General features: G+C 56.2%; 20 protein-coding genes and 1 pseudogene. 15 read left to right on the top strand and 6 right to left on the bottom strand.

Annotation, left to right across the window (positions count from 1 at the left end; translation table 11 throughout):
* Positions 1–146 precede the first annotated feature (146 nt).
* The 3 genes from KHW85_RS01105 to KHW85_RS01095 all read right to left on the bottom strand — a co-directional run bounded on the left by KHW85_RS01105 (position 147) and on the right by KHW85_RS01095 (position 3,060).
* Positions 147–1,151, bottom strand: a complete 1,005-nt coding sequence (locus tag KHW85_RS01105) for a hypothetical protein (protein WP_291458435.1) — start codon at positions 1,149–1,151, stop codon at positions 147–149.
* Positions 1,152–1,327: 176 nt separating this feature from the next.
* Positions 1,328–2,230: a hypothetical protein gene (locus tag KHW85_RS01100; RefSeq protein ID WP_291458434.1), complete on the bottom strand. Its 903-nt coding sequence runs from the start codon at positions 2,228–2,230 to the stop codon at positions 1,328–1,330.
* Positions 2,231–2,343: 113 nt separating this feature from the next.
* Positions 2,344–3,060, bottom strand: coding sequence for a hypothetical protein (locus tag KHW85_RS01095; protein WP_291458433.1), 717 nt, complete (start codon positions 3,058–3,060; stop codon positions 2,344–2,346).
* A gap of 228 nt (positions 3,061–3,288) precedes the next feature.
* Here KHW85_RS01095 and KHW85_RS01090 point away from each other — a divergent pair, with 228 nt between their 5' ends.
* Positions 3,289–4,809 (top strand): amino acid permease, encoded by a 1,521-nt coding sequence (locus KHW85_RS01090; protein ID WP_291458432.1) that lies wholly within the window; start codon positions 3,289–3,291, stop codon positions 4,807–4,809.
* Positions 4,810–4,973: 164 nt separating this feature from the next.
* Here the strand turns inward: KHW85_RS01090 and msrA are convergent, their stop codons facing one another.
* Positions 4,974–5,768 (bottom strand): peptide-methionine (S)-S-oxide reductase MsrA, encoded by a 795-nt coding sequence (gene msrA / locus KHW85_RS01085; RefSeq protein WP_291458431.1) that lies wholly within the window; start codon positions 5,766–5,768, stop codon positions 4,974–4,976.
* Positions 5,769–5,947: 179 nt separating this feature from the next.
* A complete protein-coding gene (gene rpsT, locus KHW85_RS01080) occupies positions 5,948–6,211 on the bottom strand; it encodes a 30S ribosomal protein S20 (protein WP_009408961.1) in 264 nt (87 codons plus the stop codon).
* A gap of 290 nt (positions 6,212–6,501) precedes the next feature.
* Here rpsT and lepA point away from each other — a divergent pair, with 290 nt between their 5' ends.
* The 14 genes and pseudogenes from lepA (at position 6,502) to leuA (ending at position 23,523) form a co-directional block, all read left to right on the top strand.
* A complete protein-coding gene (gene lepA, locus KHW85_RS01075; protein WP_291458430.1) occupies positions 6,502–8,361 on the top strand; it encodes a translation elongation factor 4 in 1,860 nt (619 codons plus the stop codon).
* Positions 8,358–9,248, top strand: coding sequence for a tRNA (guanosine(46)-N7)-methyltransferase TrmB (gene trmB / locus KHW85_RS01070; protein WP_291458429.1), 891 nt, complete (start codon positions 8,358–8,360; stop codon positions 9,246–9,248). The genes lepA and trmB overlap by 4 nt, the downstream gene beginning before the upstream one ends.
* Before the next feature lie 466 nt (positions 9,249–9,714).
* Positions 9,715–10,935: an MFS transporter gene (locus KHW85_RS01065; protein WP_291458428.1), complete on the top strand. Its 1,221-nt coding sequence runs from the start codon at positions 9,715–9,717 to the stop codon at positions 10,933–10,935.
* Entirely contained in the window at positions 10,932–12,200 is a 1,269-nt protein-coding gene (gene hemW, locus KHW85_RS01060) for a radical SAM family heme chaperone HemW (RefSeq protein WP_291458427.1), read from the top strand. Before KHW85_RS01065 ends, hemW begins: the two co-directional genes overlap by 4 nt.
* 155 nt (positions 12,201–12,355) lie before the next feature.
* Positions 12,356–13,240: a DUF3097 family protein gene (locus KHW85_RS01055; protein ID WP_291458558.1), complete on the top strand. Its 885-nt coding sequence runs from the start codon at positions 12,356–12,358 to the stop codon at positions 13,238–13,240.
* A 91-nt stretch (positions 13,241–13,331) separates the two neighbouring features.
* Positions 13,332–14,348, top strand: a complete 1,017-nt coding sequence (hrcA, locus tag KHW85_RS01050) for a heat-inducible transcriptional repressor HrcA (protein ID WP_291458426.1) — start codon at positions 13,332–13,334, stop codon at positions 14,346–14,348.
* 21 nt (positions 14,349–14,369) lie between these two features.
* Complete coding sequence (dnaJ, locus tag KHW85_RS01045) at positions 14,370–15,488, top strand: molecular chaperone DnaJ (protein ID WP_291458425.1); 1,119 nt, start codon at positions 14,370–14,372, stop codon at positions 15,486–15,488.
* A pseudogene (locus KHW85_RS01040) lies at positions 15,370–16,320 on the top strand (16S rRNA (uracil(1498)-N(3))-methyltransferase). The gene dnaJ and the pseudogene KHW85_RS01040 overlap by 119 nt, the downstream one beginning before the upstream one ends.
* A 1-nt stretch (position 16,321) precedes the next feature.
* Positions 16,322–17,329: a PhoH family protein gene (locus KHW85_RS01035; protein WP_291458424.1), complete on the top strand. Its 1,008-nt coding sequence runs from the start codon at positions 16,322–16,324 to the stop codon at positions 17,327–17,329.
* 3 nt (positions 17,330–17,332) lie between these two features.
* A complete protein-coding gene (gene ybeY, locus KHW85_RS01030) occupies positions 17,333–17,782 on the top strand; it encodes an rRNA maturation RNase YbeY (RefSeq protein WP_019126378.1) in 450 nt (149 codons plus the stop codon).
* Entirely contained in the window at positions 17,779–19,089 is a 1,311-nt protein-coding gene (locus KHW85_RS01025) for a hemolysin family protein (RefSeq protein WP_291458423.1), read from the top strand. The genes ybeY and KHW85_RS01025 overlap by 4 nt, the downstream gene beginning before the upstream one ends.
* A 5-nt stretch (positions 19,090–19,094) precedes the next feature.
* On the top strand, positions 19,095–20,231 hold the full coding sequence (gene era / locus KHW85_RS01020) for a GTPase Era (protein ID WP_291458422.1): 1,137 nt from the start codon (positions 19,095–19,097) through the stop codon (positions 20,229–20,231).
* Between the two features lie 162 nt (positions 20,232–20,393).
* Positions 20,394–21,683, top strand: coding sequence for a threonine/serine exporter family protein (locus KHW85_RS01015; protein WP_291458557.1), 1,290 nt, complete (start codon positions 20,394–20,396; stop codon positions 21,681–21,683).
* Positions 21,684–21,762: 79 nt separating this feature from the next.
* Positions 21,763–23,523 (top strand): 2-isopropylmalate synthase, encoded by a 1,761-nt coding sequence (leuA, locus tag KHW85_RS01010; RefSeq protein WP_291458421.1) that lies wholly within the window; start codon positions 21,763–21,765, stop codon positions 23,521–23,523.
* 136 nt (positions 23,524–23,659) lie between these two features.
* Here the strand turns inward: leuA and KHW85_RS01005 are convergent, their stop codons facing one another.
* Complete coding sequence (locus KHW85_RS01005) at positions 23,660–24,628, bottom strand: Dyp-type peroxidase (protein ID WP_291458420.1); 969 nt, start codon at positions 24,626–24,628, stop codon at positions 23,660–23,662.
* Between the last annotated feature and the right edge of the window lie 23 nt (positions 24,629–24,651).

Here is a 24,651-nt window from a genome sequence, read left to right as displayed (position 1 = left end):
CAACAGAATAAATGCATTTGTGAATACAGACGAATTCGATGACGTTTAAATTCTGAAAATGTCGTGGCCTGAAGATCGCCGCGAATGTGAATGGGTGGTATGCAAGCTGTGCACACCACCCATTTCAATTATTGGCCTAAAACCGCTCAGGCTTGTGGGTATTGTCCCGGCTGCTGGCCTTGCTCAGGGTACTGCCCCGGCTGCTGAGGTGCCTGCGGGTACTGAGTCGCCTGCGGGTACTGTCCCTGCTCGGGGTATTGACCGGGCTGGGGCTGTCCTGTGGGTGCCGGGTACTGGCCGGGCTGAGGTGCCTGCGGGTACTGGCCGGGTGCGGGGTACTGACCCTGTTGCGGGTATTGGCCGCCCATGGGCTGGACGGGGTATTGGCCGTTTTGGGGCTGGGCCTTCTTGCGGTTGCTCATGACAACGAATGCGCCAATACCACCGATGACGATGACTGCCAGGACCAGCAGGAGGATCCACCTCGAGCCGGAAGAGGAGGAAGAAGAGGTGGAGTCAGGTGTCGAGGATGCTTTGCTGGTGGAGTCGGAGTCAGTTGAGGCACTGCTTGTTGAACCGCTCTTCGCTGTGGAAGAAGCAGCTGCCTTACCGTCCGTACTGCCCTTTACTTTGACATTAATCTTGACATTGGACCATGTGACTGTGCCCGTCGACTTATCGATCGTGCCACCATTATCAGCAGAACTGGGAACCAAGCCGCCAGCGAACTTCGCAGTCACCTTCCCAACGCTGTCAAATTTGTCGTTGGGGAACTCTTTAGACAGGGACTTCAACACGCCATCAGACTCGGAAGTGAAGGTGAAGTTGCTTCCCGAGACCTCCAAGAACTCATTGATATCAGTTTCGTTGACCTCGGTGATTACATCACAGACGTTCACTGAGCCTTCTGTGTGGAACTTGGTTTTGAGGTCCGAGTTAGTGCTTGAAATGTAGCTGCATGTTTGCTCTGTAATCAAAGTCTTCGAGCTGTCCCTGTAATGCTGGGTGTAGCTCAAGTGAGTTGCAGAGGTGAAATCGTAGGTCTCATCCACGCCGAAACGCGGCTCGTCAGCGAAAGCTGGTCCTGTCGCCAACACAAGGCTGGCTGTGAGTGCCAGGGCGCCTGCTGCCCCGATCGTGCGTCGCTTCATGAGAGTTCCTTTGTCTAGAGGGAAGCTTGCTCACAGAATAAGCAGTAATTAAGGTCTGTGACGAATTGAGTATCGTTTGAATAACGAAAGGCTTTAAAGAAGCTGAATTGAGTGCAAAAGTGTGGTGGGTGGCGCGTATATAACACGCCACCCACCGTATGTATCACGAGTATTGCTCAGGCTTGGGGGTACTGACCTGGCTGCTCTCCTTGCTCAGGAACTTGGCCCTGCTCAGGTTGCTGCGGAGCCTGTGGGTATTGATCCTGCGAGGGGGAAACACCTGACTGGGGCTGTTCGGTCGGCGCTGGGTACTGAGTGGGCTGAGGCTGTCCAGTTGTGGCCGGGTACTGCTCGGGGTATTGCCCGGGTACGGGGGGCTGGCCCTGTTGCGGGGACAGGCCTCCGAGAGGTGGGGCGGGGAATTGGTCGGTTTGCGGCTGGGCTTTCTTCTTGCGGTTGCTCATGACAACAAACGCACCAATGCCGCCAATAACAACAACTCCAAGGATCAGCAGGAGGATCCACTTTGTCGAGGATGACGAAGATGAATAGATCTTGCCTTCGGTATGTACATCCGTTGACACATTGATCCAGGTAACCGAATCGCCGGTTGGGGCAACCTGTGTGTCGCCACCGTCTGGAACAACTGCAGACTCGATCCTGTATCCCTTGGGGAAGGTCGCAATCACCTTCATGTTTTCAATGCCCATGCGGGAACCGATGCTGGTTAAAACAGTGTGACTCTGTGATTCGAATGTGAAAGTATCGTCGCTGACCTTCAGGATTTTTGCGACTTCGTCAGAAGGAGCGTCTTGAAAAATTGCGCAGGTAGTGCTGGAATTCACCTGCTTAAAAACTGTATTTGCACCAGCGTATCGCGCCTTTTCGCACGACTCCTTCGTGACCACGGTGCCCGAAGAATCGCTCATCCTCAAGGTGTAGGTCATCTTTGTCGCAGAAGAGAAGTTGTACTCCTCTTCAAGGCTGATAGTGGAATCAGCACTGGCGGTACCTGCAGACAGAGCCAATGCCCCGGTGAGTGCAATTGCTCCAAGAGATCCAAAAATACGGCGCTTCATGAATCGCCCCCTCTATATGTGATGTTTAAAGCGAAGACAGAATACAGAACCGGCGTCAGGTGATCCAGTTTTGTATCGATGTGAGAGTTCTTGAAGTGGGTAAAAGGCCTTAGCTAGCGCTGTTGGTGCTGGGCAGGGCGATAATCCTTCCCCTTACGCAGCCTTACGGTCCAAGCGGCAATGGCTGAAAGGAAGCAGACTCCAATAGCGACGTACTTTGCTGGCACCCCTTGACTTCCGTTTTGGGAAGAAGACTGATCATCATTGGTCGATGCAGAAGGAGCCGCTTGCTGGGTAGCGTCGACCTCTCCAGTCGCGCTAACTATAGAAGGTGCATTAATCCAATGCACTGCACGCTTCGCTGGGTCAACTTCTCCTGAACTATCGGCGGATGTTGGTACGTATCCCTCTGGGAATTGGACGTTGATGTTAACTGTTGGGCTATCGCCGCTTGCATTAGTTCCGTCGGTGATACCCGCCAAGATTATTGATGTTTGGGATGAGAAAGAAAAACCTGCCTCGCTGATGGTCAGGAATTGCGAAAGCGATGATCCCTCATAATCAGCTGAAATCCTGCATGTATGAGCTGATCCATTGGACTCAAAAATGGGGGTTTCTCCACCGAGTTGGAGCTTGCTGCACATGTCTTCCGTGAGGATTGCCCCTGACGCGTCAGTGATAGATGCTGTATAGCTCATGTGCGAAGGCGTGGTGAAGTCATAGCCTTCGTCAACGCTGAGGGTAGGGGCTGCGTAACTTGCGCTGCCAATGAAGAGCGCTGAAAGAGACAGACTGCATACCCATAACATCTTCGGAAGGTTTCGCCTCATAATTATTCCAATCATGCAGTTGTAGGATTGATCTGTTTTTCTCAAGGATACTGTGCTTCTTGGGGTTGCTGGTTGAATATGTTGGCGAAGTAACACGGATATAAATTCCCTTACAAGCATGTCCAAAAGGTAAACAGTTTGGAAAAAGTGGGTCATTAGATGGCACACTAGTGGAACCAGAGTCGGCGGCGTCCGGCCGCAGACCGATAAACCAAAGGAGAGTGCGGCATGGAAACGCCGAACCCCAGTGCAATGGAAGTGAACCTTGAGACTGACCAACAGGTACAGTCCAAGGACAAGCCCCAGCGCACGGAACTCAAGCGTGGTTTATCGGCACGCCACATGCAGATGATCGCGATCGGTGGCGCAATTGGTACCGGTCTCTTCGTCGCCTCGGGCGCAACGATCTCAACGGCTGGCCCCGGTGGCGCTTTGACTGCCTACGCCGTCATTGGCCTCATGGTGCTTCTGCTCATGCAATCTCTTGGTGAGATGAGCGCACACATGCCCGTTGCGGGATCTTTCCAGACCTACGCCACGCGTTTCGTCAGCCCTTCCTTCGGGTTTGCAATGGGCTGGAATTACTGGTTCAACTGGGCGATTACCGTCGCTGCTGAACTTGTGGCATCGGGATTGGTGATGTCTTACTGGTTGCCAGATGTTCCCTCATGGGTTTGGGCAATTTCCTTCCTTGTCTTGCTGACTGTTCTTAATGCCTTGAGCGCCCGTGTCTATGGTGAGGCAGAATTCTGGTTCGCCCTGATCAAGGTCATCACCGTCGTCATATTCCTGATTTCTGGCACCCTGATGATCTTCGGAATCTTCAACGACTCTCCGGGAGTGCAGAACTGGACAACAGGTGACGCTCCCTTCCACGGCGGATTCTTGGCCATCATCTCAGTCTTCATGATCGCAGGCTTCTCCTTCCAAGGAACCGAGCTTGTGGGTGTTGCCGCAGGCGAATCATCGAATCCTCGCCGCGATGTGCCTCGTGCAATCAAGACCGTGTTCTGGCGCATTATGTTCTTCTACATTGGCGCAATCGCCATCATCGGCACTCTGATTCCTTTCACCGATCCGAACTTGCTGCGCGATTCTGCCTCGGATATTGCCTACTCGCCTTTCACCTTGGTCTTCGAGCGTATGGGTGTTGCTGCCGCGGCAGCCGTCATGAACGCCGTCATTTTGACCGCGATTCTCTCCGCAGGAAACTCTGGACTCTACGCATCCACTCGTATGCTTCACTCGATGGCACTGAGCGGCCAGGCTCCTCGCATCTTCGGAAAGGTCACCAGCCACGGCGTGCCGATCTACGCAATGCTCGCGACCTCGGCTGTTGGCGCACTGGGATTCGTTGCAGCACTGGTGAGTGAAGACACCGCCTACACGTGGTTGCTCAACGTTTCAGGCCTCTCCGGATTCATCGTTTGGCTGGGTATTGCGGCATGCCACTGGCGTTTCCGCCGGGCATACGTCAAGCAAGGACGCTCCCTTGACGAGCTTCCCTACAAGGCACCCTTCTTCCCCTTCGGTCCGATCTTGGCCTTCACCATGTGCTTGATCGTTCTGCTCGGCCAGAATTACGAGGCCGTCTTCCGCGGTCAGCTCCTGCAGGTTGCCTCCTCGTACATCGGCCTTCCGATCTTCTTGCTCATCTGGTTGGGGTACCACCTGGTGAAGAAGGATCGTACCGTCAGCTTGGACGAAATGGACGTTGAGGGTGTGACCATCACGCCTGAAGAGGCGTAAGCAACTAGCTGTTAGACGCAATTTGGGGGAGGCAGTTTCTGCCTCCCCCAAATTATTTGCTCCCGTATGGGTGCTGTAATCAATAGAGAGCAATAAGTGTGTTGTGATACGTCGCAGCTCTCTATATTCCCAAATGCCCGCAGCGCGCTGCAGTGTATGAGCATCTACCGCGGTGGTTCGATGTTTATTTGCGCGGGCATATTGAGGATTCCCACGGGGCAGCTCACTCCATTTGGCCCGTGATTGCAATAGCCATCGGGGTTCTTTTCTAAGTAGGCCTGGTGGTAGTCCTCGGCCAGGTAGAAAGGGCCACCTGACTGGGCAAAGCAGGCCCCGGCCTCGCCAATCGTTGTATAGCAGCGGGCTCCCGGCACCGCGCGTTCCAACTCAGCCACCCAGGCACTTCGCAGAAGCGATGCCACCTCAGCCTGCCTCGGCGTCGTCACCCAAATCGCGCTGCGGTACTGCGTGCCCACGTCGTTGCCATGACGGTTGGGGCGAGTGGAATCGTGATTTTCGAAGAAGGTCTTGATCAGGCTCGCTCCGCCTTCGCCGGTTACGGAGGGGTCGTAGGCAACAGCAACGGTCTCGGCGTGGCCCGTGCGTCCTGTACATACCTCTCGGTAGGTGGGGTTTGCATTTCCGCCACCCATGTAGCCGACGGCCGTTGCCCACACTCCTTCTTGGCGCCAGAAGATGCGTTCAACGCCCCAGAAGCAGCCCGCGGCAAGGTAGAGCACCTCGAAAACGGTAGGAACCGGATCGGTCGCGCGTGTGCCATTTACCGGGTGAAGTTCAAGCGCATCCAGGATTGGGTGCCTGCCACCTGGAATGTCCGCGGGAAGAATGCCCGCAGTAGGGGAGTCTAGGTAGTGCTCGGCGCCCTCTGGTAGACGAGGCCAGTCTTGGTGTGGCCCTGCAGCGTAGCGCTGAGTAGTGGGTGAAGGATTAGTGGTCATCTTTGGCTCCTTCAGTGTGAGGCAGGCGAGGTGCAAGCTGCCGCGGAGAGAAGAGATTGGTGTATATGCCTCGTATTTTATGGCGATATCTAAGCTTTGGCAGATAAAGATACTTAAGCGCTGGTTGATAAAAATGTGGCCCCTGCAGTTTCCTGCAAGGGCCACATCAAGCGATTAAATCAGCCGAGCGACTGGACGCGACGGGCAAGCTTGGACTTGCGGTTTGCGGCCTGGTTGCGGTGAATAACGCCCTTCGAGACGGCCTTGTCGAGCTTACGCGACGCGACGCGCAGAGCTTCGATAGCTGCTTCCTTGTCGCCAGCCTCGACGGCTTCGCGAGTCTTGCGCACCAGGGTCTTCAGTTCAGACTTGACTGCCAGGTTGCGCTGACGGCGCTTCTCGTTGGTGCGGATCCGCTTGATCTGAGACTTAATGTTCGCCACAGTCGGATTACTCCTTGGTCTTTCGTTCGTACAGGTCGGTGAGGGCTGTGTCAGTGTCGGGACTGGGGCATGGGGACACCCGCAAACGACTCTAACCAGACCCCCTGCCCGACCAGGCTGGGAGTCCGAAGGACAACTCTAGCAGAAATCGAAGCGCAGAACGACCTCCGATATCCCCATAAAAGCCCTATAAATGGTGAGAACGCACACCCTATCGGCGTGGAATTGGCACCCCGGTGCTTACTAATGGGACGATAGACCAGACGTCACAACCCTTCCGGAGGTCTTGCTTGTCCCCGATTCCTACTCCTGAGCAGCTCGCGCAGATCCAACCCGCGGCCACTCCGCAGGAACGTATCCGTAATTTCTGCATCATCGCTCACATCGATCACGGCAAGTCCACTCTGGCTGACCGCATGCTCCAACTCACCGGTGTGGTCGCCAGTCGAGATATGCGCGATCAGTACCTGGATCGTATGGATATTGAGCGCGAACGCGGTATCACCATTAAAAGCCAGGCAGTGCGTATGCCTTGGGCCTTCGAAGGTGAGCCCTTTGCCCTGAATATGATCGACACCCCCGGACACGTCGACTTCACCTACGAGGTTTCGCGATCCTTGGCCGCGTGTGAAGGAGCGGTCCTTCTTGTTGATGCCGCGCAGGGTATTGAGGCCCAGACTCTGGCAAACCTCTACCTGGCCATGGAAAATGACCTCACGATCATCCCCGTGCTGAACAAGATTGACCTTCCCGGCGCTCAGCCTGAAAAGTACGCCCAGGAAATTGGCCAGCTCATTGGCGTTGACCCCGATGAAGTCCTGCGAGTTTCAGGTAAAACAGGTGAAGGCGTTCCCGCCCTTCTTGATCAGATCGTCCGTCAGATTCCCTCGCCTTCGGGTAACCCCGATGCCCCGACCCGAGCGATGATTTTCGACTCTGTTTACGACACCTATCGAGGCGTTGTGACCTATGTCCGAGTTGTCGATGGAATGCTCTCCACCCGCGAGCGCGTCCGAATGATGTCGACGGGCACGACCCACGAGCTTCTTGAGATTGGTGTTATTTCGCCGGAACCAACCCCCTCACAAGGAATTGGTGCAGGTGAAGTTGGCTACCTCATCACCGGCGTGAAAGACGTTCGTCAGTCTCGTGTTGGTGACACCATGACTTCCGCAGTTCGCGGTGCCGAAGAGCCATTGGCCGGTTACCGCGATCCGCGCCCCATGGTCTTCTCGGGTATTTACCCGGTCGATGGTTCGGATTTCCCGGACCTGCGTGACGCGCTCGAGCGCCTTCAGCTCAACGATGCGGCGCTGACCTTCGAACCCGAATCCAGTGCGGCCCTAGGCTTTGGTTTCCGATGTGGCTTCCTGGGGCTTCTTCACCTCGAAATTGTCCGCGAACGCTTGGAGCGCGAATTCAAGCTGGACCTGATTGCCACGGCTCCGAACGTTGTCTACAAGGTCGTTGCTGAAGATGGAACCGAAATTCAGGTCGATAACCCCTCAGAATTCCCCGAGGGGAAGATCTCTGAGGTTCGCGAGCCAGTTGTTAACGCAACGATCCTGACTCCGACTGAATTCACGGGCACCATCATGGAACTGTGCCAAGATCGCCGTGGAACCATGCGAGGAATGGACTACCTCTCTGAGGACCGCGTTGAGCTGCACTATCAGCTGCCCCTGGCAGAGATCGTCTTCGATTTCTTCGATCACTTGAAGTCGCGCACCCGCGGTTATGCCTCGCTGGACTACCACGAAAGTGGTGAACAGGTCGCCGACCTGGTGAAGGTCGATATTCTGCTCAACGGTGATCGCGTGGATGCCTTCAGCGCGATTGTCCACAAGGACCAGGCCTACGCATATGGCCTGCGGATGACGAAGCGTTTGAAGGAACTCATCCCTCGCCAACAGTTCGAAATCCCTGTCCAAGCTGCAGTGGGTGCGCGCGTTATTGCCCGCGAGAACATCAAGGCACTTCGCAAGGACATGCTTGCCAAGTGCTACGGCGGCGATATCACCCGTAAGCGCAAGCTGCTGGAGAAGCAGAAGGAAGGCAAGAAGCGTATGAAGTCGATCGGGCGCGTGGACGTGCCCCAAGAGGCCTTCATCGCTGCATTGACCTCTGACGTGCCCACCGGAAAGAAATGATCGTGGCAGAGGATAACGAGGCCGTGGGCGGGGGAGCGTTACATCCCGTCGATGCGGGACAGCCCGTGGATGCGGGGCAACCGTCTACTGCCAATCTCCGCAATGGTCGCCGGCCGGGAGATGCGCCGGAGGGTACCGTCTTCATGAGCCGGACCAAATCCTTCACCAGGCGCAGTCGTGAACTTCCCCCCAACCTTGCGCGGACCTGGGATGCTCACGCCGGACGCTACGTCATCGAGCCTCGCCGAGGCATTGGCTACACGACCGTTGCCGAGGATTTTCGACTTGACCCCGTGGAGCTATTTGGCCGTCGCGCACCGCTGACTTTGGAGATCGGCTCGGGAACGGGCGAACAGATCGTTGCTGCGGCTGCTGCTCATCCCGATCGTGATTATCTTGCGCTCGAAGTGTGGGTTCCCGGGATTGCCAAGTTGGTTTCAAAGGCTGTAGAAGTCGGCGTCGACAATATTCGTGTTCTCGAGGCCGATGCAGCCCAAGCCCTTCCCTTCCTTTTAGCGGATGCGAGCCTTGATGAGGTCTGGACGTTCTTCCCTGACCCGTGGCGAAAGGCGCGTCACCACAAGCGGCGACTTGTCAGTGATGCGTTCGCTAGAGAAGTTGCCCGAGTCCTTCGTGATGGGGGAGTGTGGCGTCTTGCAACCGACTGGGACAATTACGCATGGCAAATGCGTGATGTCGTCGAAGCCTGCCCGCTTTTTGAAAATCCCTATCGAGGGCAAAGACCTGATCCAGAAGATCCCGAACCTGCGCGCGGCGGATTTGCTCCCCGCTACGAGGGGCGAGTCGTTACCCATTTTGAAACCCGAGGCATTGACGCGGGGCGCAGGGCTCATGACATCGTCGGAGTCCGCGTGCCTCGACAATGATGACGATCGGATCCCAAATTGTTGCGCGATCAGCAACCTTTTCTCCCATGTCACAAAGAGATTCGCGTGACATTCTGGGTGTCAATATTTCACGTGGTTGACAAAGTTTTATATGCTGTCTGATGCATTGAGCTTTCACCTTGCGTGAAACGCCGGCTTCCTCTTCGCGATAGGCGGATCTGCGAAGAGTGGAGATGCGTTCTCTCGAGAACGCGCGGGGCGGGGCTTCCTCGATGAACCGAGAATCCCCCGCCTCGGTCCGCAACGTGTGCCCGCTTCCTCGAAAGAGGAAGCGGGCACGGTCTTATTCTTTTGTAGTTGTACCCCCTGTTTCGGAGGAATCTATGCGCTAGGTGATTTCCTGCGCGAACTGTGAAAACATTGCCGATGGGTGTGTACGGTCACAACGAAGAAAGAGCTTGCCGTGAAACAGGGTACTTACGCGCGATTTTTCCAGCGTAGGTTCGTGTGGATCCTCGCTATTCTCAGCGCCTTCATCCTTCTTGCCGGCTCTTTGCGGGGAGGTATCACCGCGCTGCCTCCGATCATTGATGTTGTTCAAAGAGAATTGGGACTTTCTGCGGCCCAGGCAGGCTTGGTCACTTCTATTCCCGTCTTCTGTTTTGGCTTCTTCACCCCGCTGACCTCGATTGTTCTTCGCCGCTTTGCGCTCAACCAAGCTGTGTCACTGGGATTAGCAATCGTCATCGCAGGCGCGATCGTGCGCTCGTTGGGATTCAGCTCAACCCTTTTTCTGGGGACCTTCCTGATCGGCCTTGGAACAACGGCGGGAAATCTAGTGATCACCATGCTGATCAGCAGGGACTTTCGCCATCGTGCGGGGATCATGACTGCCGTTTACTCCACGATGATCGATGTGATGATCGCGGCCTCGACGGCCTTCACTTTTCCCCTCGTCGCCTATATCGGTTGGCAAGGCGCTGCGGGAGTATGGGGAGTCGGTCCAGCGCTGTTTGCCCTAGTGGCCTGTTTGATCGTCTATCCCCTCAAACACCCTGGAATCCGGCCGTTTCTAGCGCGCAAGGCCGGTTGGAAGGTCCGCTCAGACGATGCGCTTGTCACCAGCGAAGCGGCCACGGCCTCGGAAATCTATCGCTGGCCGATCGCTTGGCTCATGGCGCTTGCTTTTGCAATCAATACTTTCTGCTATTTCGGTGTTGCTGCATGGCTGCCGCGAATCTTGGCAGAAATGCTGCAGATGAACAGCACTGATGCCGGATTTGCCGCTTCGATCTACCACGTCATTGGAGTCATCGCCCCTCTGACAATGATGGCCGTTCAGCGACTGATCCGTGGCCAAACCTCGACAATCCTAGGGATAGTTTCTTGCGCGTGGCTTCTCATGCCCCTTGGCATGCTCCTTCTTCCCTCCTGGTGGGTTGTGTGGAGCGCCTGCGGGGGACTGGGCCAAGGTGCATTCTTCTCAATTACCTTTACGCTGGTTATTGAACGCACGGCCACCACAGCGCAGACACGAACGCTTTCGGCGCTCGTCCAAAGCTTTGGCTATGGTCTTGGTGCGTTGGGGCCGTGGGCTATTGGGCGCATGTTCGATCTGACAGCAAGCTGGTTTTGGCCCTTCATCGTATTGACACTGCTGACAGGAAGCCTTGTTGTGATTTCTCAAGTTGTTGCCCGCTCGACCTCCAGGCCACACTCGCGATGAGCCCAGCACAGCCCGACGGTCAGCCCTGGGATCCACACGGCGTCCTTCTTCCGCAGCTCGCAGAAGCGAGCGCCAATCGCCCATTGTCGATCTATGTCCACGTCCCTTTTTGTCAGGTTCGCTGCGGGTATTGCGACTTCAACACCTACACGGTGGGTTTCGGCCCCGGCGCAGACCGCGTGAGCTACGACTCCAGCGCGCTCGCGGAAATGCACCTAGCCGCGCGGATTCTCAGCGATGCCCAGATGCCTGCGCGCCCGGCCTCGAGCATTTTCTTTGGCGGTGGAACACCCACCCTTCTTGATCCAGCCGCCTTGGCTCGCCTACTTGAGGGCACTCGCCAAAACTTTGGGATTGCTCCCGGTGCAGAAGTCACGGTGGAAGCCAATCCCGAAAGCGTTGACGAGGCCGTTCTTGAGCGTCTGCGTGAGGCCGGGTTTACCCGTGTGTCATTTGGCATGCAATCGGCTGTCCCCACGGTTTTGCGCACACTGGACCGTCGCCATGACCCAGCAAAACTTCCCGGACTTGTTTTAACTGCTCGTCAGCTGGGTTTGGATGTCTCGGTTGATCTCATTTACGGTGCCCCCGGTGAAAGTCTTCAGGACTGGGAGGTTTCTCTTCGCGAGGCCATCGCAATGGAACCCGACCACATCAGTGCCTACGCGCTGGTCATCGAAGAGGGAACCAAGATGGGAGCGCAGGTAGCCCGCGGAGAACGCCCTATGCCGGACCCCGACGACGAGGCCTCGAAATACGAAATTGCCGATCGCCTGCTGAGAGAGGCCGGATACGCCTGGTATGAAATCTCGAATTTTGCCCGGCGAGAATCGGGAGAAGAAGGCTGTCCATCGACTCAGCTTCGTCATGCCTCAAAACACAACCTTGCCTATTGGCGTGACTGGGATTGGTGGGGCTTCGGCCCCGGAGCGCATTCTCATGTCGGTCGCTATCGCTGGTGGAATGTCAAACATCCCTCCGCCTATGCGCAGCGCGTTACCCAAGGGCTTTCCCCCGCGCAGGCAGGTGAAATTCTTGACGCCCAAACGCGAGAAATGGAACGTGTTCTTCTCGCGGTGCGCACCAGTGAAGGGGTGGAAGCGCCCACCGCTGGAGCCGAGTGCGACACTTTCCTCCAAGCCCTCCCTGCTTTGGCCTCGGAAGGGCTTATCGAGGCAGCTCCCGCCGCCCAAGGCCGCGCGATCGTGACCCTTCAGGGACGTCTGTTGGCGGATTATGTGACTCGGTGCCTTTTGGGTTACTGATTCCCATCGGTTGCTGAGTTCCCCGGGTTACTGAGTTCCAGGGGCTACTGAGTCTCTTCGGCTACTCAGTTAGGAGCCGCACAACTTCTCCGCCTCCGAGTGTTGAAGCGCGCCAAGGGCACTTGCACTCATAGTGTGGTGCGGTGACTTCAGATATGTACGGGACAAATATCTTTGAATTCGACCCGCACCGCGATGGGCCGGGCGCTCGTCGACCGCGCTCGGTGGAGGTGCCCATCGAGTACGGCATGGTGCTTGAGGATATTTCCAGTGGATGGGTTGGAGCGGTAACTCGCGTCGAAAAATCTGGGGGAGTGCACCTGGTTGAGCTTGAAGACCGTCGAGGCCGGAAGCGTTCTTTCCCCCTGGGAGGCGGGTTTTGGCTGGAGGGAAAGCCGATTATCGCGCTCCCTCCGAAGGCTGCTCCCGCTCAAAAAGCTCCTGCGCTCACCACTCCGGGGGGCCGTGCGCTGACGAATTCGGGGTCGATCGCGCCCGAGAAGCGCGTGGCTCGGGTTGCCAGGCAATCGCGCATTTGGGTTGAAGGTCGTCATGATGCGGAACTGATCCAGCACGTGTGGGGCGAGGATCTGGCCGATGTCGGCGTTGCCGTCCAGTTGCTGGAAGGTGTGGACCACCTAGAGGAAATCCTTGAGGTTTTTGGGCCCACAAAAACCGTCCGCGCGGGAGTCCTGGTTGATCACCTGGTTCCGGGCTCCAAGGAATCGCGCATTGCCGAGGCCGTTTCGGCCCGTTGGGAAGACGCGGTGTTGGTCGTCGGGCACCCCTTCGTCGATATTTGGCAAGCTGTGAAGCCGCAGCGACTTGGGCTTCAGGCATGGCCGGACGTTCCCAGAGGAACCGATATTAAGCACGGAACCTTGGAATATTTGGGGTGGCCTCATGCAAACCAGGCGGATATTGCTCAGGGCTGGAAGCGGATCTTGTCAACCGTTCGTAACTACAAGGATCTTGAACCGGCACTTTTGGGTCGGGTTGAAGAGCTTATTGATTTTGTGACGCAGCCGGGGCTGGAATAAGTCGGCGGAAAGTGTTGATGAGGGGACGAAAAAGGTAATCCCGCGGTAAACTGGCACTCAGATAGTGTGAGTGCCAAATAAGGGAGGATGAATGAACGACCGTCGTCTGGACGTTCTGCGTGCCATCGTGTCCCAGTATGTCCACACACGTGAACCCGTCGGATCTAAAGCGATCGCGCAATCTCAAGACCTCGGGGTATCATCGGCGACTATTCGCAACGATATGGCCGTCCTTGAAGAAGCTGGGCTGATCTACCAACCTCACACCAGTGCAGGACGCGTTCCAACGGATAAGGGCTATCGTGCCTTCGTTGATCAGCTGTCCACGCTTAAGCCGATGAGCGCCGCAGAACGCCAAGCCGTCGAAAAATTCTTGGCACACGCGCAGGATTTAGACGATGTCGTCATGAATACCGTGCGTTTGCTTGCTCAAGTGACGCACCAGGTGGCGCTCATTGAATACCCTGTTCACGCGCGTTCGACGCTCAGTCGAATTGAATGCGTTGACCTGTCAGATCAGCGATTGCTGGTTGTTGTTATTACCCAGCAGGGCAAGGTTTTTGAACGCCTTCGTGAGATGCCTCAGGACGTCACTCAAGATGATCTTTTGGCTGTCCGCGCGGTCCTTAATGCTGCCTATCAGGGGATGAGTGCTGCTCAGGTGCGCGCGCATTGCGAGGCGCTCTCTCAGACCCTTCCCCCGACGCTGCTTGCATTTGCAACAGAGATCAGTGACACCGTCGCGACCTTGCTTCAAGGGGAGCCCACCTCTCGCATCGCAATGGCAGGAATGTCGAATCTTGCGCGCAGCGGTGTCGATTTCCGCGATATTGCACCGGTCTTGGACGCTTTGGAAGAGCAGGTTGTCCTTCTTCGTCTTTTCGCTGAAATGGATGAAGGCAACGGTGATGTTCACGTCTCCATCGGCTCTGAAAACGGCCACGATGCTTTCGTTGAAACCTCTCTTGTCTCCGGAACCTACGCTTCCGGGGAAAACTCGGCGCACCTGGGGGTTCTTGGCCCCACGCGCATGGACTACGCCTCGACAATGTCCACGGTCCGCGCCGTGGCCTCGTACCTCTCTAAATTCCTGAATTCCACACACTGAACGGGTTACAAAAGGACATTCGTGAACGACGATTACTACGCAATCCTTGGAGTCTCTCGCGACGCTGACCAAAGCGAGATCAAGAAGGCCTATCGCAAGAAGGCCCGCGAAACTCACCCCGATTACGGCGGGGATGAGGAAGCCTTCAAGGCCGTATCGGTTGCTTATGAAACCCTCTCCGACCCAGAAAAACGCCGCATGTACGACATCGGTGGTCCCGATGCTGCGCGTGGTGGTGGCTTCGGTGCAGAGTCCTTCGATTTCGGTGACATCCTGACGACAATGTTCGGCGGAGCCTTCGGTGGCGGCTTTGGCGGAAACCAAGGACCGGCCTCGCGAACTCGCCAGGGTCGCGACCAGCTCACCCAAGTTGCAATTACCTTGAAGGATGCTGCTTTTGGTGCTCATCAGCAGATTTCGCTCAACACCTATGTGACCTGCGAAGTGTGCCACGGGGCTATGTGTGAGTCGGGAACCGAAGCGGTGACCTGCACGACCTGTAAGGGGCAGGGATACTCGATCCAGCAGCAGCGCACCATGCTGGGAACCATGCAAACTCAGGTTCCCTGCCCAAGCTGTCAGGGTTATGGGACTGTCATTGAACATCCCTGTCACGAGTGCTCCGGTCAGGGACGCGTTCGTGCGCATCGCACCTTGACTATTGATATCCCCGCTGGCGCTGGCGACGGAATGCGCCTGCGTCTTGCCGGACAGGGCGAGGCCGGTCCCGGCGGCGGTCCCAACGGTGATCTCTACGTCGACATTGTTGAAAAGCGCGATCCTACTTTCTCGCGTCAAGGCGACGACCTGTACATGACGGTGACCGTTCCCATGACCGCAGCTGCCTTGGGAAGCACCTTTGAGCTGGATACCTTGGACGGCGCTCAGTCCGTGACCATTCAGCCCGGTACGCAGCCCGGCGATGAGGTTCGTTTGGATGGCCTTGGTGTTGGCCATCTCCAACGTCCCGGTCGCGGAGACCTTCACGTCGCAATTAACGTCGAAATCCCGCGCAAACTTGATGACCGCTCACGAGAGCTCCTCGAAGAGCTCTCCCAGGTTCGCGGAGAAGAAAGCGTCCGTCCTGAAAAGCGCGGATCCTCCTTCTTCGACAAACTCCGCGAAACCTTCGGCGCCTAGTAAGGACATCACCTGTATGACGCTTCCGGTTTTCATCGCTCCCGACGCGGACGCACTGCGTGCCTGCGCACGGGGAGATTCCTTCGTTCTAGACGGGGATGAAGGTTTTCATGCGGCAACCGTTCGGCGGATCGATGTCGGAGCCATGCTTGATGTCGTTGACGGGGCAGGGCTTCGTGCCCGCTGCACGGTTATTGATCGCGCGAAAAAGTCCCTGACGCTGAGCATTGACCACATTGAGCGAGAGGAACAGCCTGGGGTTGAGCTGCTGCTGATCCAAGCGCTCTCGACGGGTGGACGCGATGAAATGGCCATTGAAATGGCAACGGAAGTTGGCGTTGATGCAGTAATGCCATGGCAGGCAAATCGCAGTGAGGTCCGCTGGAAGGGCGAAAAAGCCGCGAAGGGCATGCGAAAGTGGGAATCCACCTTACGATCAGCGACGAAACAATCGCGGCGTGCATTTGTCCCGCGCCTTGAAGAAGCCCGTTCATCTGTTGCCTTAGCGCAATGGATTGCGTAGACTACTCAAGACGGCGCTTGGGTTCTGGTCTGTCACGAGAGCGCCGAATACCGCCTGAGCGAGCTCCTTCCCGAGCTGCGCGGGCTTAGTGCTCACGCCTCGCCGGCCTCGGCCACCCAGTCCCAGCCTTCTTGTCCTCCCATGATCGCCGTCATCGTTGGCCCTGAAGGTGGGGTTGACCCCGATGAGCTTTCCCTCTTCGAGGCCGCGGGAGCGAAAATCTGCCTGCTGGGGAATACCGTCCTTCGCGCGTCAAGCGCCGGCCCCGTTGCGCTTTCACTGATCAGCGACGCCATTGGGAGATGGTGACATGGACGCCAAACGAATCGATATTCCCCGCGGCGTGGATCCCGTCGTACTTTTTGGAACTTCAGACCGCGTTTTACGAGCTCTTGAAAACGGCTTCCCTCAGGTCCGCTTCACCTTACTGGGTCGCACCTTGTCCATGATTGGCCCCGAAGGAATTGTGGATATGGCCGCTCAGCTGGTCGAAGAGCTCATTGAACTTGCTCGAGATGGGCATTCTCTTGACGCTGACGGCGTTGAACAGGCAATTGCTCTGCTCATGACGGCTAGCTCTACGGATGAGCGCCCCCAAGAGATTCTGCGCTCGCGGGGACGGTCCATTCGACCGCAATCTGCCGGGCAAAAAGCATATGTCGAGGCGATTCAACGTTCGACCGTCGTCTTTGGATTGGGCCCGGCCGGAACCGGGAAGACCTACCTTGCGATGGCCCAAGCGGTATCCTCCCTGCTTTCCGGACAGGTGCGCCGAATTGTTTTGACGCGCCCAGCGGTTGAAGCGGGCGAAAACTTGGGCTTCCTGCCGGGCACTCTCACGGACAAGATCGATCCCTATCTGCGTCCGCTCTATGACGCGCTGGGAGACATGATGGATCCGGATGCGCTGCCAAAACTTATGGCCTCCGGTGCGGTTGAGGTCGCGCCTTTGGCATATATGCGCGGAAGAACGCTCAATGACTCCTTCATCATCTTGGATGAAGCTCAGAATACGACGCTCGCGCAGATGAAGATGTTCCTGACCCGTCTAGGCTTCAATTCGAAGGTTGTCGTCACGGGTGATGCTTCACAGATTGACCTAGCGGGGGAGCGCTCCAGCGGCCTCTTGGTCATTGAAGATATTCTCAGTGGCATCGATGACATAGAATTTTGTCATCTGACAAGCGCCGATGTTGTGCGTCATCGCCTTGTCGGTCAGATTATTGACGCATACGAACGTTGGGACGAATCCATGGCCAGCCTCAAAGCACGCCGTGACCGTTCCCTGCACACCCGTACCCGACACAATGGACGCTGAGTCATGACTGAAGTTCTTAACGAAACCGACTACCAGATCGACTGCGAAGAGTTCGTGCGCTTGGCTGACTTTGTGCTCAGTGCCATGCATGTCTCCACAGAGGTCGAACTCAACATCATTTTCATCGACCCCGAGCCCATGGAAGAACTCCATGTTCGCTGGCTGGATCTGGAAGGTCCGACCGATGTCATGAGCTTCCCCATGGACGAGCTTCGTCCTGGCACTGCGGATCACCCAACTGAGTCGGGAACCCTGGGCGATATTTGCATCTGTCCGCAGGTTGCAGAGCAGCAGGCTCGCCAGGCCGGGCATTCCTCGGTTGAAGAGATGCTCTTCTTGGCAACTCACGGCATGCTTCACCTTCTGGGCTATGACCACGCAGAACCCGAAGAAAAAGAAGAAATGTTCACCCTGCAACGTCAGCTCCTCTTGAGCTTCCTCGCACAGCGATGATCGAAGCTGCTATCCCCGTCGCGGGGATGAGTATCCTTGCCGCAATTGCTCTTCTGAGCGCAATGGTTTTTGCGGCAAGTGAGTTTTCGATCGCTAAGCTCACCCACGCCGCGGTTGAAGACCTGATCGAGGACGACAAAAAGAACGCCCGAGCCCTGTTCAAACTGGTTGATCAGCGTCGCTTAGTTATTTTTGTCCTTCGAGGCGTACGCACCTTCCTGCAGGTTGTTTTTGCCGTTTCAATAGCGACAATTGCTCTGCATTTTTCACACTACTGGTGGCTGGGAGGGCTGGTCGCGATCGTCGTTGTGACGATCGTGCAATTCTTTGCCAACAGCATCATTGCCACGCGCTGGGCACAGCGCAATCCCACCGGTATCGCGCTCTTCTTCACGCCCCTGATGAGCCGTTTGGTCGCAATTGCACATTTCTTCTCGCCGGCCGCCCAGAAGGTCAAGGCCTATCTTCCGCAGTCTGAGCGAACCGAAGCTGAGATGCGTGCAGACATGGCAGATGAACTGCGTGAAATGGTTGATCGCGTTGGTGAAACCGAAGGCCTTGAAGAAGAAGACCGAGAGATGCTGCGCTCGGTTTTCGAATTAGGGCATACCTTGGTTCGTGAGGTGATGGTCCCGCGGACCGAAATGCTGACGATCGCATTCGATGTTCCGGCTCGGAAGGCATTACGCCTCTTTGTGCGCTCCGGTTTCTCGCGTCTGCCCGTTATTGGAGAGGACACCGACGATGTCCGCGGAATTTTGTTCTTTAAGGATGTCGTTCAGCGCCTTGAAAACCACGATGGAGACCATGAACTTCGCGCCGATCAGATGATGCGTCCGGCAGAGTTCACCATCGAAATGAAGCCGGTCGATGACCTGCTGCGTCAGATGCAATCCGAACACTTCCACCTGGCGATGGTCGTCGATGAATACGGTGGGATCTCGGGTCTGGTTACCCTCGAAGACATCATCGAAGAAGTTGTCGGCGAACTCACCGACGAACATGACCGCAACACCATCGAGCCCGAAGAAATTTCCCCGGGCGTCTGGCGCGTTCCTTCGCGTTTCTCCATTAGCGAGCTCGGAGAGCTGTGGGGATTAGAACTCGAAGACGAAGACGTCGATTCCGTTGGCGGCTTGCTGGCCAAAGCGATTGGTCGCGTCCCGCTTCCGGGGGCAACAGGCGATATGCTCGGTGTACACATGGTTGCCGAAGAAGCTCGAGGCCGCCGTCGCCAAGTCGGTACGATTGTCTGTTCCTATGTCCCCGAAACCTCGTCCGAAGACTCTGAAGACCAGCAGGAGTGAGAAAGATGCATTTCCCCAGCGATGATGAATTGATGGCCGGTCCGAACGCCTTCGAAGGTGTGGATCTCGATGCTCTTGAACTTCCTGATGAGGACTCGCAGGACGATGAAGACATCGATGCTGAGCTTGACGAGGCCGATGATGAGCGCGCCCACGACGTTGAGGATTCCGTCCAATCCTTGCGTCAACTCCGCGCAGAAACAAATGCGGGCGCAGACATCATCGTTCCCGACTTCCCAGAAGACTTTCGCGCGGGTTTCATCTCTATTGTTGGTCGTCCCAATGTCGGAAAGTCGACGCTGACCAACGCTCTTGTTGGCCACAAGGTCGCCATCACCTCGGGCCGCCCCGAAACGACACGCCACAACATTCGCGGGATCGTCCACGGCGAAAACTACCAGTTGGTATTGGTCGATACGCCCGGATATCACCGGCCGCGCACGCTGCTGGGTAAGCGTCTCAATGACATGGTTCGCGAGGCCTTGGCAGAAGTCGATTGCGTCGTCTTCTGTATGCCTGCGGATCAGCGCATCGGACCGGGAGACCAGTTTATTGCTCGGGAGCTACGTTCTGTCCGACGCCCAGTGATTGCGGTTGCGACGAAGTGCGATAGCGTGCCGCGCGAACGCGTGCTTGAACACCTTTTGGCTATTGAAAAGCTGGGGGAGTGGAGCGCGATTGTTCCGGTTTCGTCCTTCAAGCACGAAGGCATTGATCGCCTGCGTGAAGTTTTGGCGGAAAAGGTTCCTCTCTCACCGCCCCTGTACCCGCAGGACGACATCTCCGATGAGTCACGCGAAACGATGATCGCGGAATTCATTCGCGAGGCCGCGCTGGAGGGAGTTCGCGATGAGCTTCCGCACTCGCTTGCGGTGAAGGTCGAAGAGATTATTGAACGCCCCAAGCGTGAGGGCGATGATCGTCCACCTCTGTTGGATATCCACGTCAACGTTTATGTCGAACGCGATTCCCAAAAGGCCATCATTATTGGCAAGAAAGGTTCGCGTTTGAAGGAGATTGGCACCCGGGCCCGAGCGCATATTGAAGAATATCTGGGGCGTCGCGTGTACCTCGATCTGCATGTGCGTACCGCAAAGGATTGGCAGTCCGACCCGAAGATGCTTCAGCGTTTGGGCTTCTAATACCTGAACGTGGGGGATACAACAAAAGGATCCTGACCAGGGTCCCGAGCTTTGCTGTCTTCTTCGTGGCATGCTTATCCCGTGAGCGAAAATCCCCAGAACCCTAACGCCTCAGCGCCTTTACCGTTTGACCAGGACGACGCATCACTGACTGTGCACCGCATGGCTGCACATGATCGTCTGTCCCATCAGTCCCGAGTTGTCCTGCGGCTTGGCCAGATGCTTCTTTCTGCCGGCGCGGGCTCGTACCGCGTGAAGGCTTCGATGCGCACCTGTGCCGAGGCCGTTGGTATTGAGAAGCACCATGCTCAGGTGACCTTTACCGAGATTGTTGCGACAGCTTATGCGAATGGTACTTTCCGTACCGAGCTTGCTGAGCAGCGTCTTCTGGGAGTGAATGCGGACAAGATTGACCGCATTACAAACTACCTGGCATCCATTGAAGGCAAGCAGGTGCTTGTTGAGGATGTCGATAAGGCTCTTGACCGGATCGAATGTGTGAAGCCGCTGTATGGCTGGCTAGCGAATGCGCTTGCTTCTGGTTTAGCCTGTGCAGCCTTCTCCTTCCTCAACGCCGGGGGATGGGTTGAGTGCTCTGTCGTGGCAATTGCAGCCTTCTTCGGTCAGTTCCTCCGGCGCCAGATGCTCAAGCGACACATGAACCACTTTGGTGTGTGGATGCTTTGTGGTGCAGTTGCTTCTGCTATCTACATTCTGTGCGTCTATATGGCTCAGAAATATTTGGGTGTTGAACCCACACATCAAGCGGGCTTCATTTCTGCCTTGCTCTTCTTGGTTCCTGGCTTCCCATTGGTGACAGGAATTATTGACCTGGTCCGTCACGACTTTGCGGGTGGTATTCAGCGAATCGTGTATGTTGCAATGCTCGTGGTCTCTGCGGGCGTTGCGGTATGGACAATTTCGGAGGTCTTCAATTGGTCAGTGACCCCGCAATACATCGTTGAACTTCCGCCGATCATTCACTTTGCATTGCGCTTCTTTACCAGCTTTGTTGCGGCGTATGGCTTCGCGATGCTCTTTAATTCTCCGCCTAAGGTATGTACGGCTGCCGCTCTTATCGGTGCGGCTATTAATACCGGTCGTATCTTCCTTGCAGTTGTCGTGGGTGTTCCGGTCCCCGCGGCGGTTGGGCTTGCAGCGCTTGCAGCTGGTCTTCTTGCGGCAGCAGTTGCAAACCGCACGCGCTTCTCGCGTGTGACACTCTCCGTTCCCGCGGTGGTCATCATGATCCCGGGTGTGCCCCTGTACCGTTCGCTCACATACTTGAACAATGGGCAGACCATGGACGCATTGGCGCAGCTCTTTACGGTCCTCTTCACGATTGTTGCGATTGGTATCGGCCTGGCGATTTCTCGAATGCTTACCGACCGCGCGTGGCTCATGGAGAAACCAGTGAGCGTCCCGAAGCTCGAGGAATGCGGCGCTGAGTAAAGGCGAGCACGCCAAGTAAACACTGTCCACCATGTGCACTCAAAGTGCCAGTATCAGTGGGTCTTCATAGACTGAAGGTGTGAAGACTACATCGAATGTTCCTCGTCCTGCAGGTTCTGGAATGCCCACGGTCAAGTACCGAGCATTCCTCGACACGAACCCTGTTGACCTTCCTGACCGACAGTGGCCCTCGAAGCGTATCACCCATGCGCCTCGGTGGATGTCAACGGATCTACGCGATGGAAACCAAGCTCTGATCGAGCCCATGGATCCGGCACGTAAGCGCAAGATGTTTGATCTTCTTGTTCGCATGGGATACAAGGAAATCGAAATTGGATTCCCCTCGGCTTCACAGACTGATTTCGATTTTGTTCGTTCTCTGTTGGAAGACGACGCCCTTCCCGAGGATGTCACCATTTCGGTGCTTACTCAGTCGCGCCCCGAGCTTATTGAGCGTACCGTCGAATCGCTGATTGGCTTCCCCCGTGCGACCGTGCACTTGTACAACGCAACCGCTCCGGTTTTTCGTGAAGTTGTCTTCCACGCAGACCGCGAGCAGACCATTGAGCTCGCCCGCTTCGGTACGCGTGAAGTCATTGCACAGGCCGAACGCCAACTGGGTGACGAGACCATCTTTGGCTTCGAATATTCACCCGAAGTTTTTATTGATACCGAGCGTGATTTCGCACTGGAAGTGTGCGAAGCCGTTATGGACATCTGGCAGCCCCAAGAAGGCCGTGAGATCATCCTCAACCTGCCCTCGACCGTTGAACGCGCGACCCCCAATGTCTTCGCCGACCAGATCGAGTACATGTCGCGTAACCTTTCCCGACGCGAGCACATTGCGCTGTCTGTTCACCCGCACAATGATCGTGGAACCGGTGTCGCCAGTGCTGAACTTGCACTCCTCGCCGGCGCAGACCGTATCGAAGGCTGCCTCCTGGGACAAGGCGAACGTACCGGTAACGTTGACCTGCTGACCTTGGGCCTGAATCTTTTCAGCCAGGGAATTGATCCGGGCATCGACTTCTCGGACGTCGACGAGATCCGCCGCACCGTGGAGCACTGCACCCAGATGGAGGCTTCGCCGAGATCTCCCTACGTCGGAGATTTGGTGTACACCAGCTTCTCAGGCTCTCACCAAGACGCCATCAAGAAGGGTTTTGCCGCCCGTAAGACGAAGGTGGACGCAGCAGGGGGCGATGAGAACGCAGTGGTTTGGGAGCTTCCCTACCTGCCGATCGACCCCCACGATGTCGGTCGCTCTTACGAGGCCGTTGTACGCGTAAATTCCCAGTCCGGTAAGGGCGGGGTTGCCTACCTTATGTCGCGGGCACACAACCTGGAGATGCCTCGTCGCCTGCAGGTCGAGTTTTCGCGAATTGTTCAACGCCACACCGACACTTACGGCGGAGAGATCAACGCCGAAACATTGTGGAAGATCTTTGCAGACGAGTATTTGCCGACAAGCGCAGCTCCTGGTCTTCAGTCGTGGGGGCGCTTCGAATTGCGTAAGTCCCAGGTGGGAACGGTCGACGACGAGCATGTTGAATTGCACGCAGAGCTCACGGACAACGGTGCGCTCACTGCAATTGACGCAAACGGAACCGGCCCGATTGATGCCTTCGTCTCAGCACTGCATCAATTCGATTTGGACGTGCGCGTCTTGGACTACTCCGAGCACGCAATGAGCCAGGGACGAGATGCGAAGGCCGCTTCTTACGTCGAAGCAGCTGTTGATGGAAAGATCGTCTGGGGCGTTGGAATCGACTCTTCGATTACCCGCGCGTCGTACAAAGCTGTGATCTCAGCAGTGAACCGTGCACTTCGAGATCAGTAAGTAGGTTTTATAACCAACGCGCACTTTGTGGTGAGTGAGTAAACCGCCCAGCGCTAGGTGAGGGGGCATCATTAAGATGCCCCCTCACCTATTTTTCTCCTCGCTAACGCAGGGAAAAGAAGTCTTAAGCGGAAGCTTAATCGGCCTCGTTCGAGGGGAAATCGCCACCGGCAATCTCATCAAGAAGCTCAAGGGAAGGAATGAAGAATACCTGACCAAAGAGCACATGCGAGAAGGTCAGCAGGTAGTCCTTCTTCGCGACCATATTCGTGATCATGCCTTTGGTGACGCTCCAACGCGCAGAGTAGCCGATGAAGTAGGTGCCGGTGACACCTGCGGCGGGGTCAGAAAAGGGCACGTTCATGCGAACGATCTTGTTTTCTTCGCCATCGACAATGAACTTTGAGGAAACATTGTGTGCGTTCGCTGCCTTCGCGTCGTCATCAAGTTCAAGGTCGGTGAACTTCTCGCGTCCGATCGCACGCTCTTGCTCAGCGGTGCCCAGTGAACGCCACGCATCCATGTCGTGAACCCATTTTTGAGCAAATGCATAGGAACCTCCTGCGAATCGGGGGTCCTCGTCGCCAATCTCTGCCCAGAAGGGGGCATCGGCATTTGTTGGATTTTCGGTACCGTCGATGAAACCGATGATTGCTCGGCCTTCAAGGTAACGGAAGCCGTGGGTCTCATCAACGACCGTCGCGAATTCCTTGAAGGACAATCGGTACTGCTCGGCTACTTCGTAGACCACGGCTTCGCGCTGTGCGCGAATGTGAAGGAAGAGATCAGCATCTTCCCCAATGCCTTCGGGCATGGTAATGAAAGGATCGTCCTGATTGGTCAGTCCGGTGAATTCCTCGAGTTCCTTCGGTTGGGGTGCGCCCGGGAAGAGGTAGTCCCAGCCCTTACGGCTTACTCCCACTGCGACGCGCAGATCATCGTTTTGGGCCCGGATATTCATCGAACGGTTGATCGCCTGACTACGGTCAGCGAAGTCGCGGAAGGCCTTCAGTTCTTGGGCCTGATCCTTGCGATTGAACCGCAGGTAAACGAAAAGGACGCACTCGCCGGCATCTTTGTACACGTCTTGGGGATGAGTTGACATGATGGCCTCCACTCACAGTTTTT

This window comes from Actinomyces sp. oral taxon 181 (genome assembly GCF_018370895.1).
In the GTDB taxonomy this organism is placed as follows: domain Bacteria; phylum Actinomycetota; class Actinomycetes; order Actinomycetales; family Actinomycetaceae; genus Pauljensenia.
This window is presented reverse-complemented; position numbering and strand designations above follow the sequence as displayed.